The 15,514-nt window shown below is 72.3% G+C and carries 15 protein-coding genes; 6 read left to right on the forward strand and 9 right to left on the reverse strand.

Annotated elements, in window-relative coordinates; genetic code table 11:
- The first annotated feature begins 268 nt into the window (after positions 1 to 268).
- Entirely contained in the window at positions 269 to 805 is a 537-nt protein-coding gene (locus BM290_RS01060; protein ID WP_093608979.1) for a GNAT family N-acetyltransferase, read from the forward strand.
- Here BM290_RS01060 and BM290_RS01065 read toward each other — a convergent pair.
- Positions 766 to 1,230, reverse strand: coding sequence for a spermine/spermidine synthase domain-containing protein (locus BM290_RS01065; RefSeq protein WP_239143333.1), 465 nt, complete (start codon positions 1,228 to 1,230; stop codon positions 766 to 768). The genes BM290_RS01060 and BM290_RS01065 overlap by 40 nt on opposite strands.
- Before the next feature lie 241 nt (positions 1,231 to 1,471).
- Between BM290_RS01065 and BM290_RS01070 the strand changes: the two genes are divergently transcribed.
- Positions 1,472 to 1,939, forward strand: a complete 468-nt coding sequence (locus BM290_RS01070) for an SHOCT domain-containing protein (protein ID WP_093608981.1) — start codon at positions 1,472 to 1,474, stop codon at positions 1,937 to 1,939.
- Here BM290_RS01070 and BM290_RS01075 read toward each other — a convergent pair.
- Positions 1,936 to 2,760, reverse strand: coding sequence for an ATP-grasp domain-containing protein (locus BM290_RS01075; RefSeq protein WP_093608983.1), 825 nt, complete (start codon positions 2,758 to 2,760; stop codon positions 1,936 to 1,938). The genes BM290_RS01070 and BM290_RS01075 overlap by 4 nt on opposite strands.
- 42 nt (positions 2,761 to 2,802) lie before the next feature.
- On the opposite strand from BM290_RS01075, the gene BM290_RS01080 reads away from it, so the two are divergent.
- Complete coding sequence (locus BM290_RS01080; protein ID WP_093609824.1) at positions 2,803 to 3,543, forward strand: carbon-nitrogen hydrolase family protein; 741 nt, start codon at positions 2,803 to 2,805, stop codon at positions 3,541 to 3,543.
- Here the strand turns inward: BM290_RS01080 and BM290_RS01085 are convergent.
- Positions 3,533 to 4,165: a hypothetical protein gene (locus tag BM290_RS01085; protein WP_203779139.1), complete on the reverse strand. Its 633-nt coding sequence runs from the start codon at positions 4,163 to 4,165 to the stop codon at positions 3,533 to 3,535. The genes BM290_RS01080 and BM290_RS01085 overlap by 11 nt on opposite strands.
- A 600-nt stretch (positions 4,166 to 4,765) precedes the next feature.
- Here BM290_RS01085 and BM290_RS01090 point away from each other — a divergent pair.
- The gene (locus tag BM290_RS01090; RefSeq protein WP_239143332.1) at positions 4,766 to 5,818 is read left to right on the forward strand and encodes a glutamate-cysteine ligase family protein; all 1,053 of its coding nucleotides are present in this window, start codon (positions 4,766 to 4,768) and stop codon (positions 5,816 to 5,818) included.
- A gap of 519 nt (positions 5,819 to 6,337) precedes the next feature.
- Here BM290_RS01090 and BM290_RS47005 read toward each other — a convergent pair.
- The gene (locus BM290_RS47005; RefSeq protein WP_143133562.1) at positions 6,338 to 6,958 is read right to left on the reverse strand and encodes a hypothetical protein; all 621 of its coding nucleotides are present in this window, start codon (positions 6,956 to 6,958) and stop codon (positions 6,338 to 6,340) included.
- A 281-nt stretch (positions 6,959 to 7,239) separates the two neighbouring features.
- Between BM290_RS47005 and BM290_RS01100 the strand changes: the two genes are divergently transcribed.
- Both BM290_RS01100 and BM290_RS01105 read left to right on the forward strand, forming a co-directional pair.
- Positions 7,240 to 7,632 carry an ArsR/SmtB family transcription factor gene (locus BM290_RS01100; protein ID WP_093608989.1) on the forward strand — a complete coding sequence of 131 codons (393 nt, stop codon included), beginning with the start codon at positions 7,240 to 7,242 and terminating at the stop codon, positions 7,630 to 7,632.
- Positions 7,629 to 8,111 carry an SRPBCC domain-containing protein gene (locus BM290_RS01105; protein ID WP_093608991.1) on the forward strand — a complete coding sequence of 161 codons (483 nt, stop codon included), beginning with the start codon at positions 7,629 to 7,631 and terminating at the stop codon, positions 8,109 to 8,111. Before BM290_RS01100 ends, BM290_RS01105 begins: the two co-directional genes overlap by 4 nt.
- On the opposite strand, the gene BM290_RS47010 is transcribed toward BM290_RS01105, so the two are convergent.
- The 5 genes from BM290_RS47010 to BM290_RS01125 form a co-directional block, all read right to left on the reverse strand.
- On the reverse strand, positions 7,994 to 8,359 hold the full coding sequence (locus BM290_RS47010) for a hypothetical protein (protein ID WP_143133563.1): 366 nt from the start codon (positions 8,357 to 8,359) through the stop codon (positions 7,994 to 7,996). The two genes, BM290_RS01105 and BM290_RS47010, sit on opposite strands and share 118 nt — an antisense overlap.
- Before the next feature lie 69 nt (positions 8,360 to 8,428).
- Positions 8,429 to 9,688, reverse strand: coding sequence for a glycosyltransferase (locus BM290_RS01110; protein ID WP_093608993.1), 1,260 nt, complete (start codon positions 9,686 to 9,688; stop codon positions 8,429 to 8,431).
- A complete protein-coding gene (locus BM290_RS01115) occupies positions 9,685 to 11,919 on the reverse strand; it encodes a GH92 family glycosyl hydrolase (RefSeq protein WP_093608995.1) in 2,235 nt (744 codons plus the stop codon). Before BM290_RS01115 ends, BM290_RS01110 begins: the two co-directional genes overlap by 4 nt.
- Before the next feature lie 9 nt (positions 11,920 to 11,928).
- Positions 11,929 to 14,220 (reverse strand): putative bifunctional diguanylate cyclase/phosphodiesterase, encoded by a 2,292-nt coding sequence (locus BM290_RS01120; RefSeq protein ID WP_239143331.1) that lies wholly within the window; start codon positions 14,218 to 14,220, stop codon positions 11,929 to 11,931.
- 54 nt (positions 14,221 to 14,274) lie between these two features.
- Positions 14,275 to 15,504, reverse strand: a complete 1,230-nt coding sequence (locus BM290_RS01125) for an aminotransferase class V-fold PLP-dependent enzyme (protein ID WP_093608999.1) — start codon at positions 15,502 to 15,504, stop codon at positions 14,275 to 14,277.
- Positions 15,505 to 15,514 lie beyond the last annotated feature (10 nt).

Genomic DNA, 15,514 nt, shown 5'->3' on the forward strand with positions numbered 1-15,514 from the left:
CGACGTGGGGACGTGAGCGGGAGGCGGGAACGCGGGAGGTGGGAACGGTACGCCGGTGATGCGCATGTCACCGACGGTAAGCGGCCCCGTACCGGGGCGACATTCATCGTCCGGGTACGGCTGGGGGCCGTCCCTCCTTCAGGGCACCGGAGGCGGACGGGCGGTAGCGGCGCAGCCGGGGGCGGGGTGGTGCGGTCGGGGAGGTGTGGCACGTACCTCCGCGTCCTGGGTCTGGAAATGCTCTTCCCGGACGTTATGGTCAGCCGGTGTGGTGGAGGTCGGGTTCGACGCCGGCGGTGCGCTGGGCCGGTGGGGCGTGAGCGTGCTGCGCGCGGCCACCCCGGCCGACATCGAGGCGATCATGGACGTGCAGCAGGAGGGCTCGGTGCGTGCGCTGTCCGGGCTCTACCCGCAGGATCGGTACCCGTTTCCGCGGGCCGCGCTGACCGGGCGCTGGGCCGCGGAGATCGATGATCCGTCGGTGCGGGTGCTGGTGATCCTCCACGATGGGCAGGTCGCCGGATATGTCGCTCTTCAAGACGATCAACTGCTGCATTTCGGTACGGCCACCAGCACCTGGGGCACCGGGCTGGCAGCGGCCGCGCACGCCGAGATCGTCGAGCTGCTCGGCGGGACCGGCCACCTGTGGGTGCTCGCCGGCAACCATCGGGCTCGCCGCTTCTACGCCAAGATGGGCTGGCGGGCCAGCGGGCGCTCGGTCCCGGACGACTTCCCGCCCCACCCGGAGCTGATCGAGTACCGCCTTCACCCGCCGGAGACGTCGCCGGCGCAGGAGGCCACGTAGACGACGTCCGGCCGGCCGCGCTCCACCGGGATCCGGACCGTCCGGACCGGCCCGACCAGGCGGGTCAGCGTGGCCGCGAAACCCGGCTCCGCGGCGGCGCTCCACACCGCCAGCGCCCCGCCGGGCCGCAGATGCTCACGCAGCATGGCCAGCCCGGACCGCCGGTACAGCCGGGTGTCGTGGTCGAACACCGTCCAGCCCGGACCGTTGTCGAGGTCCAGGCAGATCGCGTCGAACCGGTCGCTGGTGCCGGTGAACCACACCGCCAGGTCCGCGGTCACCACCCGGACCCGCGGATCGTCGAGCGCGCCCTCGCTGAACGGCCGCAGCACCCCCCGATGCCAGGCGACCACGGCCGGCTCGATCTCCACCACGATGATCTCGGTGGCGTCCGTCCGGACCGCCTCGGCCAGCGAGAACCCCACCCCAGCCCGCCGATCAGCAACCGCGGCCGCGGCCCGATCGCACCCAGCGCGGCACGCACCATGACCCGCTCCGACCGGCCGGACCGCGTGTCCATCAGGAAGACACCGTTGCTGATCAGCTCGAAGTGCCCGTCCCGGCGCCGCAGGACCAGCTCCCCCCGGTCGGTGAAGACCCGTTCCTCCATGGGCGGCAAGCCTACGCAATCGATGGACCCACGTCGATGCGATACGGTGACTCATCGTGAGCCCCGAGGACGGCATGACGGTTCCCGATCACTGCGTACAGGCCCTCGACCGGGCCCGGCGCAACAGCGTCGACACCTCCGGAGCACTCGCCGTCGCCCACACCCGCGACAGCGGCAGCGACCTCTACCTGATCGTCTACCCCGACCGGATCGAGCTCGCCAGCACCGGCGGGCTCCTGCGCACCGGCGCCGGCCGGGAACAACTTCCCTTCACCGCCATCGACAGCGTGACCGCCCGTGATCGCCTGATCCGCTCCGTACTGGAGATCACCACCGGCGGCGCCACACTCTCCTTCAGCGCCGGCCGGAGCACCGCCGCCTACCTGGCCGGCCTCATCCGCAGCCGGATGACCGCCGCACCGGACAACACGGCCCTGCTCAACCACCTGGCCGAACTCCACGCCGCCGGCGTCCTGACCGACGACGAGTACGCCGCCAAACGCGCCACCCTCCTCGAACCCTAGGCGTACAGCGCGGCGATCAGCTCCTCCGGATCCGTGCTGCGCGGCCGGTCACTGACCTGACCGTCACCGATCTCGACGATCCGCCAGCGGCCGTCGTCGCGGCGCGCCAGATCCACCGTCACGAACGGCAGGTCCACACCGCCGAGATCGGGCAGCTCCACATCGTCCGGCGGCAGCTCCCCCGGCGTGTCCGGATGGGCCGTCACCAGCCGGCACACCCCGCCGACCCACCACGTACGCACCTCGGCCCCGGTGAACGACTCGAACCGCCGCACCACGAAACCGCCGGTGAAACCGTCACCGCGCAACTCCCGGAACCGGCTCGCCACCGCCCACGCCGCCGCGCCGTCGGCGACGTCCGGAATGTACGCGGCCTCGTGCCAGTGGTGCTTCATCGACTTGGTGAAGTCACGCAGCACCGCCGGCCCGCCACCGAGCCCGGCACACACCCGCCGGAAATCCTCCGGCCGGTCACCCGTCGTCCACACCGACTCCGGCGTGTCCCCGGCGACCGCCGCATACCAGCCGGGCAGCTCGTGCGCCCGCCGATACTGCTCCGGGCCGGTCCGCACGGTCACACCGCGTCCCGCCAGGGCCCGCGCCATCGACGCGTACCGGCCGGCGTCGAGCATCCAGCCCCGGTAGACGGCCCCCTCCCCGGCGGGAACCCGCGCCACCCCGCCGTCCGCGTCACCGGTGGCCAGCGCGTCGTGGTCGACGAGCGCCACCTCGATCCCGGCATCACGGGCGGCCCGCGCCTCGTCGGCGAAATGCTCGTCCGGGCGGCGTGGGCGCAGAACGTCGGAGGGCACCAGAAGCATCACACCGGCATCATGCCGGACCGGGGCGACTACGCTGCGGCCATGCGGCGGACACTGCGCGTCGGCGCCTGTCAGACTCCCGAACTGCTCGGCGACGTGCCAGGAGCGCTCGCCCTGGTCGAGTCCTTCGCGGGCCGGCCCGCGGCGTCGGGGCTGGACGTGCTGCTCTTCCCCGAGTGCTTCCTCCAGGGGTATCTGCTCACGCCCGAACATCTGCGGGACGCCGCCATCGATCTGGGGTCACCCGAGTTCGCCGCCATCCTGCGGCGGCTCGCGCCGATCCGGCCGATCGTGGTGCTCGGCCTCATCGAACGGCGCGGGGACGACCTGTTCAACACGGCCGCGGTCATCTCCGGCGGGGCGGTGCTCGGGGCGTACCGCAAGAACCGTCTCGTCGACGGGGAACGGGTCTTCACCCCGGGCCGGGACTTCCCGGTCTTCGACGCCCGCGGAGTCCGGTTCGGCATCAACATCTGCTACGACACCCAGTTCCCGGAGACGGCGGCCGCGGTCGCCGCTCAGGGCGCCCGGGTGCTGCTCGTGGCGTCGCAGAACATGATGCGCCGGGCCGTCGCCGACCACTGGCGGCCGCTGCACAACACCATCCGTGCGCAACGCGCCCGCGAGACCGGCATGTGGGTGGTGTCGGCCGACGTCACCGGGGAGCGCGGCGAGGACCGCATCGGGTACGGGCCGACCAGCGTGATCGCCCCGTCCGGTGAGATCGTCGCCCAGGTCGCGACGGGCACCGTGGGCATGGTGACCGCCGAGATCACCGCCTGATCGGACGGTGGCCCACGTCGCCGCTCCGGGGACGGGCGAGCGGCGCCAGCGCGGCGAGCAGGATCAACGCGCCCGGGAGCACGAAGTCACGGTCGATGAGCATCGCCGCGAACCCGGCGCCGAACAGCAGCGGACTCCACGCCGGAGCACGCCGCGACGCCACCAGCAGGCCGAGCAGCGTCAGCATGCCGAGCGAGAAGAGCAGCGGGCCGGCGTTACGCAGCGGGGCGGGCAACGGTGCCGCCGCACCGGAGGCCGACGAGAGGAACCCGGTCGCCGTCCACAGGAAACAGACCGTCCCGGCCACGGTCGCGGTCACCGCCAGCGCGGCCACCAGCCGGGCGCCGGACGGCGCCAGCGGGCGGACCGCCACCGCCAGCAGGGCGAACAACACCAGCGATGCGAGCAGCGCCAGGTGGGCGAGATTCCAGGCGAGACTTCGGCCGTACGCGCCGTCGAGCCCGTCCATCAGACGTAGGAGGCCGTAGACGAGCAGGAGGATCGGCGCGTCCACCGCCGCGTGGCGGATCGTGGCCCTGCCCAGAACGGCGACACCCCTCGGGCCCGCGGCGTCGCCCGGGGCCGTCACGGGCTCGAGCAGGATCGCGCTGTTCGGTGGCATGGGCCGACCGTACGGCCGGGCGGCAAGGTGGGGGGTCCGGCGCTTTCCCCCGTCCTACCCCGATTCCACCCCCAGTCCCCACACCTTAACCCCTAGGGCATCCTAGGAACCCATCCTGAATGCTGCAGCCTGCCGGCAGTGCGGACGGCGGCGGCGAGGCGGGGGACGGCGGCCGTGGGCGGCGGGCTCCGCCCCAGGTGAGCGGACGGCTGCCGTGGGCGGCGGGCTCCGCCCCAGGTGAGCGGACGGCCGCCGTGGGCAGCGGACCCCGCCCCGCGTGAGCGGACGACCGCCACGGGCAGCGGACTCCGCCCCGCGTGAGCGGCTGGACGGAACTGGTCGGCGGGCCGCCGCCGACGGCTCGGCGAACGAGGCGCGCAGGCGCGGCGGGACGGCCGCAAATTCGGCTGGTGGGAGAACACGCGGAATCGGCATCTCGGGGAGAAGCCGTGGCGGATGGGCGAGATGACGCAACCGGTTTGGGTGATCCGCGTTTTGAGCCCGTTTTGGAAAGCTGTGATCTCCCGCCGGGCATTCTCCTATTAGCCAGATAGGAATGCTATGCTCGGCGCTCTTCCGGCGAGAAGGAGTGAGGCGAGCGTGGGCACCCTTAGCGAGCAGGCAGCCGAGGAGTTCATCGCGGCGCGGGCGTTCTCGCCGGGGCTTCCCGGGTTCGTCGGGATCGCTGTCGATCTGCTGGTCGATCCGGCCTGGGCGCCGGCCGGGCGGCGGTCGTTGCGGCACGGGTTCCTGGACGCGCGGTCGCCGCAAGTCCTCGTGGTCAGCGGGCCGCCGTCGCCGGGCCTCGAGGTAGCGCTGCGCCGGATGAACGACGACCTGGCCGCTTCGACCAGGATCGTGGACCGGCATCGGCTGACGGTACTGCCGCAGGCCGCCGGGACGGCGCATCCGGACGGGCCGCCGCACGCGTTCGGCACGGCGACCGCGGGCGTCCGCGTCGGCCTGGAGGCGGGGCTCGACGGGGGCGGGCCGCTCGGCCTGCCGCGCCGCTGGAAGCTGGCGCACCTGCTGGCCCCGGTGCTGGCGGCCGCGTTCGCGAACTCGCCACTGCGGCACGGCCGGCCGGCCGGATGGCGCAGCGTCCGTCAGGCCCTCCGGCGTGATCTGCCGGTTCTCCCGCCGGACGGGGATCCACGGGAGGCCTGGGCGGCGTACGTCATGGACACCCCCGCCGGCGCCGGGACCACGCCGCGGCAGACGCTCCGCGCCGGCGGCCGGCTGACCACGGCCGACCTGGACCGGCACATCGCCGCCCTGCGCCCGCCGGTCGCCGCCCGCGGCCACCTGGAGATCGACGCCGCCGACCGGCAGCCCGGCACCGGCTGGCGCATCCCGGCCACGGTGACCGCCGTGCTGCTGGACGATCCGCGCGCCGCCGAGGAGGCCACCGCGGCGACCGCACACCTGGCCGACGAGCCCGCCCTGTGGGACCGTGCGGCCCGCGACGCCCTCACCGACCCGGTTCTTGCCGCGGCGGCACGGGACTGCTTCCTCACCGCTTACGCGGCCCTCTCCCGCCAGGGCGTCTCCCGCGAGTTGCGCGATGCGGTCGCCGACTTCACCGAGAGGTACGTCTACCGAAGCCGCTGCCCCGCCGACGACATCCTGGACGGCGTCGCCGCCCACCCCTGACCACCGCACACCAGCCCCGCCGACACCCGGAACGTCGCCCCCGACCCTGACCCGGGACACCGGCCCTACCGGCACCCGAAACGCTGCCGCCGCCCGCCACGAGCCACCGGCCACCGGCCACCGGCCACCTTGCCGCCACCACGAGCCACGAGCCACCGGCCACCGGCACTTTGCCGCCACCACGAGCCACCGGCCACCCGGCACGTTGCCGCCCACCATGAGCCACCGACCATCGGCACCCGGCACGTTGCCGCCACCTGCCATGAGCCACCGGCACCCGAAACGTTGCCGCCGCCCAACTCGGGCCACCGACACCCGGAACGTTGCCGCTGCCCGCCCCTGATCGGCAGATTCCCGGGCGAGACGGTGTGCGCAGGCACGGCGCATCAGGCGGCCCCGCCACGGCATCCCATAACCCGTCACTCCGCCCGGCGACGCCTCGATGGCGCCCGGCATCGACAACCAAAGGCGGGACGAAGCCTGGGATGGACGCCGGCGGTGGCGTGCGCCGGAATCGCGTTACGGCGCGGATGCCGGAGAAGCGCGCAGGTCAGGAGCGGCCTCGAGGCTGGTGGCGCGAGGAGGTGGCGCGGCGACCGACTCGGCGGGAACGGCCGGCGACGCGACCGGAGGGAGGACCGGCGACAACGGAACCGGCGCGGGCGACAACGGCGAGCCGGACTTCGAGGCCGACGCGAATGACGCGGCCGGCGACAGGGCCGCGGCCGGCAGCGGCGACGAACGAAGGGCCGAAGACGAGGCGAGAGCCGAAGACGAGGCGAGAGCCGAAGACGAAGGCAATCCGGGCGACGAGGACGCAGCGAGAGCCGGAGACGTGACCAGGCCGGGCGACGAAGACGCAGCGAGAGCCGATGAAGAGGCCAGGGCGGGCACCGGGAGCGCGGTGGGCGCCGGGACCGCGCTGAGCGCCGGCGGCGTGGCCGGGCGTGGGGTCGGCGGGTCGGCCGGGGTGACGGCGCGGGCCGCCTCGGTGGCGAAGCGGGCTGCCACCTCGATGGCGCTGACCACGGTGGCGTGGCGTTCGCCCGGGTGGACGCGGCGGGCCGCGCCCAGGTGGGCGCGGAGTTGGAGCATGCGGGCGATGCAGTCGTCGAACAGGGTCAGCATCTCGTCGTGCACGTGGACTTCCCTCCCGGTCCGGGTGGGTCGCCGGGCGACGCCAAGTGGTGGGGTGCGTGCCCCGCGACGCGGCGAGTGAGGTCGAGCCTAGGGGCCGTAGTGACGCGAAGGCGCACACTTCGGTAACCACCTGTCGAGAGTACGTTTACGCATCGTTCTCCAGGGCATCCCTCTTATCTTTTGGGATTCCGGCCTTGACCAGGTCTTTAAACTTCCAGGTTGACAACCTGCGCGCCCCGGCCTACATTGATTTTCAACCAAGAAGTTGAAATGAGGGGCTGATGTCGGCGGACACGATGGAACGGGTTTTCGGCGCTCTCGCCGACCCGACCCGGCTCGACATGGTGACCCGGCTCGCCGGGGGTGACGCCACCGTCAACCAGCTCGCCGAGCCGTATCGGATGTCGCTGCAGGCGATCTACAAGCATCTGCGGGTGCTGGAGGACGCCGGCCTGGTGAGCCGTCCGCCCGGCCCGCAGCCCCGCATGGTGCGTCTGGAGACGGAGGCGTTCGACCGGATGGAAGCGTGGATCGAGCGATACCGCAGGCAGGCCGAGGAGCGCTACGCCAGGCTCGACGCCGTGCTGGCGGCCATGAACGACGGCACCGGAAACACCGCGATCAACGAGGAAAACGAGAACACCGGGACGAGCGGGAAAGAGGACCAGTCATGACCACGATCACCGAAGCGACCATCGAGGCCGACCCGAAACTGCCGATCATCCGGATCACCCGCGACTTCGCGGCGACCCCGGCGCAGCTGATGCGGGCGCACACCGACCCGGAGATCTTCGCGCTCTGGTGCGGGCCGGACTCACTGACCAACCGGATCGACTACTGGGACGCGCGGACCGGTGGCAGCTGGCGCTACGTGGCGAGCCGCGACGACGAGGAGTTCGGGTTCCACGGGTCGTTCCATCACGTGGGTCCGGACCGGATCGTGCAGACCTTCACCTGGGAGGGTCAGCCCGACGGGGTCTCGCTGCAGACCCTGTGGTTCGAGGATCTCGGCGACGGGCGGACCCGCCTGCACGCTCAGTCGCTGGTGGACAGCTTCGAGGGCAGGGACGCCTGGCTCAGGAGCGGCATGGAGGTGGGCGTCGACGAGGGGTATGCCAAGCTGGAGCGGCTGGCCGCCGAGGGCCGCGTCTGAGCGGCGTCCTCCGCCTCGTGCCGGGCCAGCACGGCCCGCACGTCGAGGAGCTGGTCGGCGCGCTCACGGGCGAACCGGTCCCGGTCCCAGCCCGGCACCGACCGCAGGGTGGCGAGCTCGGCGTCGACGTCGGCGACGGTCATCCGCAGCGGGTTGGGGGCGGGGTCGACACGCTCGCCGAACCACGCACTGATCCACTTGAACATGCTCATCCCCCGATACGACACCTCCACAGCGGAGGAGACCATATCGGAGATCGTCGTCACAGTGAATACCGGGGCCGGGGCGCATCCGATCGACGGCGCGCCCCGTACCCGTCAATGGGGTTTCTCTGCGAAGAGCTGGTCGAAGACCGCGACCCGATCGAAGGTCATGGCGTGTTCCCGCGCCCGGATCTCCAGGTCTCGCCGCTCGTCGTCGGACATGTCCAGCACCACCCGGTCCACCGCGTCGGCCAGGCCCGCGATGTCGCCGGCCTCGACGATGACGGCCGCGTCGCCGACCGCTTCGAGGACGCCGCCGGTCGTGGTCGTGATGATCGGCCCGCCTCCGGCGAGGCCCTTCTCGGCCAGGGCGATGCCGAAGGTCTCGACGAAGTCCGGCTCCGGCTTGGTGGGCAGGGCGTACGCTGCGCAGCCCGCCATCAGCAGCGGTTTCTCGTCGTCGTCCACGTCGGTGAGGAAGATGATCCGGTCGTCCTCCTTGGCCATCGCCCGCACGTGCTCCAGCGCCGGCCCGGTTCCGGCCACGACCAGCTTCACGTCGTCCCGGCAGCGCATCTGGCCGTACGCGATGACCAGGTCGTAAATGCCTTTCGCGCGGGCCACCCGGGACAGGAAGAGGACGTAGCGGTCGCGTTTGAGGCCGCGCCGTTCGAGCGCCGCGTCGACGGCGGCCGGATCGGGATCGACGAAGGCCGACGAGTCGATCGGCGGATAGCTGACGGTGACCCGTTCCCGGCACTGCGCGGCGAACGTGGTGCCGCAGTGCGCGTCGACCTCCTCGGCCGACGCGACGATCTCGTCGCGGGTGTACTCGGAGACCGCCACCACCTCGTCGCTGGCGAGGAACGTGGTGAGCAGGACGGTGGCCGCGCCGAACCGGCCCTCACGCAGGCAGGAGCGGATGACGTTGGTGACGTCGGAGCCGACCGCCTTGGCGATGGTGTGCACGTCGGGGGCGAACCCGGCGGCCCGGGCGGCGGTCACCGCGTCGTTGATCACCTGGGTGTGCGGCACCAGGTACATCGACAGGCACACGGTGGGCACCGGCTCGGAGAGCAGCTCGACCAGGCGGCCGGTGAGCCCGGCCAGGTGACGCCCGTCGGGCACGCGGTAGTCGCCGACCGCCTCGGGGCGTTCGACGGTGATGCCTGGGCTGTACGGCAGGAGCCGGTCGAGGGGTTTGAGGGGCAGCCCGGCCGCTTGCAGGGTGGGGATCGGCCAGGTGAGCAACCGTACGTCGTCGAAGCCCCGGGTGAGGGCCACCTCGGCGAGGTTGCGTGCCTCGCCGGAGTGCCCGCAGATGACCGGATCGGCGCGTACCGCGATGACGAGGCGGCGGGTCGGTCGGCTCATCGATGTTCCTTAGGGTGGGAATCTGAGAGGGATGGCGGCCGGTTCCCGTGTCCCCAGGTGGAGGGCTCGGGGCCCAGCCGCAGGTGCAGCCGTCCGCCTTGATGGACGTCGGCGGCGTTCAGGTGGGTGGCGTGCAGGGGCCTCCCGTTGAGGGTCGCGGACTGAACGTACTGGGGTGCCGGGTCGCGGTCGATGCCATCGACGCCGATCGGTGATTCTCGATGTCCCGAGGTCTCGATGACGAACTCGCCGCCCTCGACCTGAAGGGCCGCCCGCTCGAACGCGGGGGCGTTGACCAGGAACAGGTTCTGGCCGGCGACCGGGAAGAGGCCGAGCGAGGCCCACACGTACCAGGCGCTCAGGCCACCCGAGTCGTCGTTGCCCGGCAGGCCGCCGGGACCGGTGCCGAACTGCCAGGTGAGGGCGGAGTTGACGATCTCGGCGGTACGGTCCGGGCGCCCCGAGTAGTGGTACGCCCAGGGCGCCTCCATGTCCGGCTCGTTGTTGAGGCCCTCGAACCGGTTCAGGGCGTAGCCGCTGGCCATCTCGGCCGGGTCGGGGCAGCGGCCGGGCTGCTTGACCGGCGCCGCGCCGTAGCCGAAGAACCGGTCCAGCATGAAGCTGAACGCGGCGTCGCCACCGGCCAGCGCGATCCGCCCGGCCATGTCGTGCATCAGCCGGAACGAGTAGTTCCACTTGCCGCCCTCGTAGAACTCCGAGTCACGCAGCAGGCCGGTCTTCGGGTCGAAGGCGTTGACCCAGTCGCGGCTGCGCCGTTCCAGGTCGGCGGCGAGGCGGTGGTCGTTGAGGGCGCGTGCCACCTTGGCGGTGCAGTGGTGGGCGTACGACAGGTCGAGGGTGTGCGTGATCGGGTGCACCACGCCGTGCTCCCAGAAGTCCTCGCCGTACATCCGCCGCAGGTCGTCGACCATGTGCACGAGCGCCCACGTCCAGTCGATGCCGGGCCGGCCCAGCGCCTGCACGTCGGCCAGGGCGGTGTGGGCGAGCGCGCTGGCCTGCCGGAAGAACCGGTCGGCGCCGCGGGCCATCCGGTACCCGATCGGGAAGTTGCCCTCCTCCTCGCAGACCCGGATCAGCGACTCCAGCATGTCGGCGTAGCGGTCCGGCGCGATCGCCGACAGCAGTGGCATCTGCGTCTTGTAGATGTCCCACATGGTGCAGATGTCGAACGCGTACGGGCCGGGGTCGGGCCAGTTGGGGCTCTCGTCGTCGGCGATGCACGGCTTGATCAACGAGTGGTAGAGGGCGGTGCCCATCACGGTGCGCCGGGCCTCGGTGCCGCCGTCGACGCGGACCCGGCCGAGGTGATCGCGCCAGCGTGCCCGGGTGGTCTCGCGGACCGTCTCGAAGGCGGGGACGCCGGTGCCGCACTCGCGTTCCAGGTTCTGCCGGGCCTGCTCGCAGCCGCGCAGCGAGAAGCCCATCCGGACCTCGATGGTCTGGCCGGCGCGGGCCGGTCCCATGAAGAGCATCCCGAAGGGGCGCAGTGTGGTGTGCCGGATGCTGTCGAAGTCGAGCCGGGTGCCACCGGGGATGAGCCGCCGGTCGTACCAGAGCATCTGCCGCCAGCCCGGGCTGTCCACCTCGATGTGGACGGAGAGCGGGATGCCCTCCATCACGACGGTGCCCTGGGCGCGGCCGTGGCCCATGCTCTCCGCCTGGGCGCGCAGCGGCACCGTGCGCCCGAGGTCGATGGCCAGCCCGCCGCAGGACAGGTCGATGACGACCCGGGCGCTGTGGTGGTCGGGGAAGGTGTAGCGGTGGACCGCGACCTTCTCCCCCACCGTGATCTCGCAGCGCACCCCGGTGTCCAGGTTGGCCGCGTAGTAGCCGGCCTCGGCCCGCTCGTCCTCCAGCGGCCAGGACTGGCCGAGGTCGTCGAGCGGCTGGACCATCGGGGTGACCCGCACGTAGTTGTAGTACTTGCGGATCGCGCCGGTGCCGGACTGCTGGAAGTGGGTGAACCCGGAGGCCTGGTGCCGGTCGAACATCTCCTCCGGCACGCCCTCGGTGTTCTTGGCGTACCGGCCGTAACCGGTCGGGTACGCCCCCGAGTACGCACAGGCGGAGACCATGCCCAGGGGTGAGGTGGCCCCGGGGTGGGTGTTGCCCACCTGCGGTTTCGGCCACCACCAGGTGGCGGCCAGACCGTGTGCCCGGGGCAGGTCGGTGGCCGCTGTGCCGATGAAGGGATCAACGTTGTCGAGGATGGCCGGACTCTAACCGGCCACGGCGGTCCCCATGGTTTCGTGCAGGTGAACTCCCTCGAAGGTGGACCTTTCGTGGGACTGGAGCAGCATGACGTCGAACTCGGCGGCGGGAAGCGGCTTGCTGAAGAAGTAGCCCTGCACGGCCGGGCAGCCGGCGGCCCGCAGCGCCTCCCAGTCGGCGAGTTCCTCGACGCCCTCGGCGATCGTGGACATGCCCAGCGACTGGGCCAGCCACAGCACCGCCTGGATGATCGACGCCTTGCGCTGGTCCTCGGCCAGGCCGGCCACGAACGAGCGGTCCAGCTTGACGATGTCGGCGGGCAGCGACTTGAGCCAGGTCAGCGAGCTGTAACCGGTGCCGAAGTCGTCCAGCGCGATGCGCACGCCGAGCTGCTTGAGCACGGTGAGCCGCTCGCTGACGTCGACCGTCGAGGAGAGCAGGGCGGTCTCGGTGATCTCCAGGACGATCCGGGACGGGTCGAGGCCGGGCAGCCCGGACAGCAGGCTCGCGACCATCGGCACGAAGTCCGGCTCGGCCAGCTGGCGGGGGCTGACGTTGACCGAGACGTAGCCGAGCCGGTCGTGCCAGTGCAGCAGGTGCTCGACGGCCGAGCGCAGCACGTGCTCGCCGAGCGGCACGATCAGGCCGGTCTCCTCGGCGGCGCCGATGAAGTGGAACGGGCTGAGGATCTCCCCCTCCGGGGTGCGCATCCGGACCAGGGCCTCGGCGCCGGCGATCCGGCCGGTGACGGTGGAGACCACCGGCTGGAACCAGAGCGGCAGGGTGAACCGCGGGTCGGCGGCCAGTGCCCGGCGGACCCGCGCCTCGGCCGCGATCTTCTGTTGTACGGGCACCCGCAGCTCGTCGGTGTACACCTGCAGACGGTTGCCGCCGGCCCGCTTGGCCGCGTACATCGCGGTGTCGGCGGCCAGCACCACGTCGTCGGCCGAGATCGCGCCGGTGGCCGTGGTGACGCCGATGCTGCAGGCGACGGGCAGCTCGTGGCCGCCGACGGCGAGCGGCTCGCCCAGCGACGCCAGGATGTTGTCGCCGACCTGCACGCCGGCGCCGGCCGGGCCGGTCAGCGCCACGATGAACTCGTCGCCGCCGAGCCGGGCGAGCCGGGCGCCGGCCGGGACCACGTGGGTCAGCCGGATCGCGAGGGCGCGCAGCACGTCGTCGCCGGTGGTGTGCCCGGCCCCGTCGTTGATCGTCTTGAAGCGGTCCACGTCCAGGTAGATGACGCTGACCGGCTCGGTGGCGGCGGCCAGCATCTCGGCCAGGTCGTGCTCGAACGCCTTGCGCGACAGCAGGCCGGTCAGCGAGTCGTGGCGCACCTGGTGACGCAGCTCGGCCTCGTGGTCGCGGACCTCGGTGACGTCGTTGCAGTGCACGAAGATCATCTGCAGGCCGCCGTCGCGGTCGTAGAGACCGGTGGCGTGGGTCTGCACCCAGATCACCGCGCCGTTGTCGGTACGCAGGTACTGCCGGGTCATCGTGACCGGCTCACGGGTCCGGGTGAGCAGCTGGGCGTACCGCGGCTCGTCCGGCATCATCGGGCGCAGCGGCAGGTCACGGACCGTGAAGTCGGCGGGCACCTCGTCGGGCAGGCGCAGCCAGGTGCGGTAGGCGGCGTTGGTGCGCAGCAGGCGGCCGTCGGTGGCGAACATGGCCATCGGCACCGGCGTCTCGTCGAAGGCGACGCTGAGCTGGGCCTGGCTCTCGCTCAGGTGCTCCTCGGCGCGCGCCTCCTCGATCTCGTTGAAACGCCAGGCGACCAGCTGGAACGAGGCGGCCGCGAGCACCGCCGCGCCGTGCAGCAGCGCCCAGACCAGCGGGTGCTGCTGCGCCGCGTGATGGCCGAAGGTGTGGTCCGCCTCGATCACACCGAAGCCGGCGTGATGCAGCGTGGTGCCGACCAGGAAACCCCCGAACGGCACCCAGTCCCGGTAGAGGGCGAGCGCCGGGATCAGGATGAAGAACGTGAAGTGCGCCTCGGTCAGGCCGTCGCAGACGATCACGAAGCCGCCGCAGGCGGACACGTAACCGAGCGCCACGGCGAGGGACCGGACCCGGCGGTTCGTCAGGAGAGTCGCCGCCATCAGGGCGACCAGCACCAGGCCGTCGGTGCTCAGCAGCTCCTGCACGCCGGCGTTCCGGAGCACGCCGAAGACGGTGAAGAACACCATGCAGAGGCCGAGCAGCACCGTCAGCAGCCGGTGCCGGCCGGCCCAGTCCTTGTCGCTGAGCCGGCCACCGGCCGGGAGCCAGTTCCGCAGCCTCGCCATCCACGTCGCCACGAACGCAGCATCGGCCGTCCAGGGCGCCCGGCGCAGGACGAAGCGGGTTGTAGGTCAGGTGCGATCGGTCCCGAGCACCGTGGCCAGCGCCGCGACCACCCGGTCGGCGTCCCGGCCGGTGCTGCCCACGCCGAAGCTGATCCGCAGCAGGCCGGGCACGTCGCCGCACGCGCCGGTCCGGCCGGCCCCCGTCAGGCGGCGGACCAGCGGGTGCGCGCAGAACTGACCGGCCCGGACGCCGATGCCGTGCTCACGGCCCAGCCGCTGGGCGACCTCGGCCGGGTCGTGGCCGGGCAGCGCCAGCGACACGATGCCGACCCGCGGGTGGTCCGGGCCGAAAAGGCTCACCTCGGTCGCCCCCGGCACGCCGGCCAGCCCGGCCCGCAGCCGGGCCAGCAGCTCCTGCTCCTGCCGGTGCAGGACGGCCCGGTCGGCCGCGGTGAAGGCGTCACAGACCGCGGCCAGGGCCACCGCGCCCAGCAGGTTCGGGGTGCCGCCCTCGTGCCGGGCGGCGCCGGTGGCCCAGGTCAGCTCCCCGGGACGGTCACCCACCGCGGCGCTCGCGCCACCACCGGCGAGGTACGGCTCGGCCGCGTCCAGCCAGTCGGAGCGGCCGGCCAGCACCCCGGCGCCGAACGGCGCGTACAGCTTGTGGCCGGAGAGGGCGAGGTAGTCGGCGCCCAGGTCGTCGAGGTCGATCGGGACGTGCGGCGCCAGCTGGGCGGCGTCGACGACCACCCGGGCGCCGTACGAGTGGGCCACGTCGGCCAGCTCGCGGACCGGCCACACCTCGCCGGTGACGTTGCTCGCCCCGGTGACGGTGAACACCACCGGACCGGACAGCCCGTCGAGCGCCCCTTTGAGACTGCCGACCGCCTCGTCGGGCGAGGCGGGGGCGGGCAGGCGCAGCGGGTTCGGCCAGGGCAGCAGGTTGGCGTGGTGCTCGCCGTCGAACTGCACGGTGGTCGTGCCCGCGGGCAGTGCCCGGGCCAGCAGGTTGAGGGCGTCGGTGGTGTTGCGGGTGAAGACCACGGTGTCCCCGGGACGGGCGCCGACGAACTCGGCGACCACGTCCCGGGCCAGCTCGTAGGCGAGGGTGGACGCCTGCGAGCGCACTCCGGTGCCGCGGTGCACGCTGCCGTACCGCGGAAGGAGGTGGTGAACCGCGTCAGCGGCCGCCCGCACGCACGGGGCCGAGGCCGCGTAGTCGAGGTGGACGAAATCGTCGTCGGCGCCGATCACGTCGAGCGGGGAGCCGATGACGTCGAGCGGGGAAGATGGCATGACCGCGCCT

This window comes from Actinoplanes philippinensis (assembly GCF_900113015.1).
GTDB classification, from domain to species: domain Bacteria; phylum Actinomycetota; class Actinomycetes; order Mycobacteriales; family Micromonosporaceae; genus Actinoplanes; species Actinoplanes philippinensis.

Excerpts from the sequence above, each read along its gene's own strand:
- BM290_RS01075 (WP_093608983.1), bottom strand. The coding sequence starts at position 2,760 with ATGCTTCTGGTGCCCTCCGACGTTCTGCGCCCACGCCGCCCGGACGAG.
- BM290_RS01080 (WP_093609824.1), top strand. The coding sequence starts at position 2,803 with ATGCGGCGGACACTGCGCGTCGGCGCCTGTCAGACTCCCGAACTGCTC.
- BM290_RS01085 (WP_203779139.1), bottom strand. The coding sequence starts at position 4,165 with ATGCCACCGAACAGCGCGATCCTGCTCGAGCCCGTGACGGCCCCGGGC.
- BM290_RS01100 (WP_093608989.1), top strand. The coding sequence starts at position 7,240 with ATGTCGGCGGACACGATGGAACGGGTTTTCGGCGCTCTCGCCGACCCG.
- BM290_RS01105 (WP_093608991.1), top strand. The coding sequence starts at position 7,629 with ATGACCACGATCACCGAAGCGACCATCGAGGCCGACCCGAAACTGCCG.
- BM290_RS47010 (WP_143133563.1), bottom strand. The coding sequence starts at position 8,359 with ATGGTCTCCTCCGCTGTGGAGGTGTCGTATCGGGGGATGAGCATGTTC.
- BM290_RS01110 (WP_093608993.1), bottom strand. The coding sequence starts at position 9,688 with ATGAGCCGACCGACCCGCCGCCTCGTCATCGCGGTACGCGCCGATCCG.
- BM290_RS01125 (WP_093608999.1), bottom strand. The coding sequence starts at position 15,504 with ATGCCATCTTCCCCGCTCGACGTCATCGGCTCCCCGCTCGACGTGATC.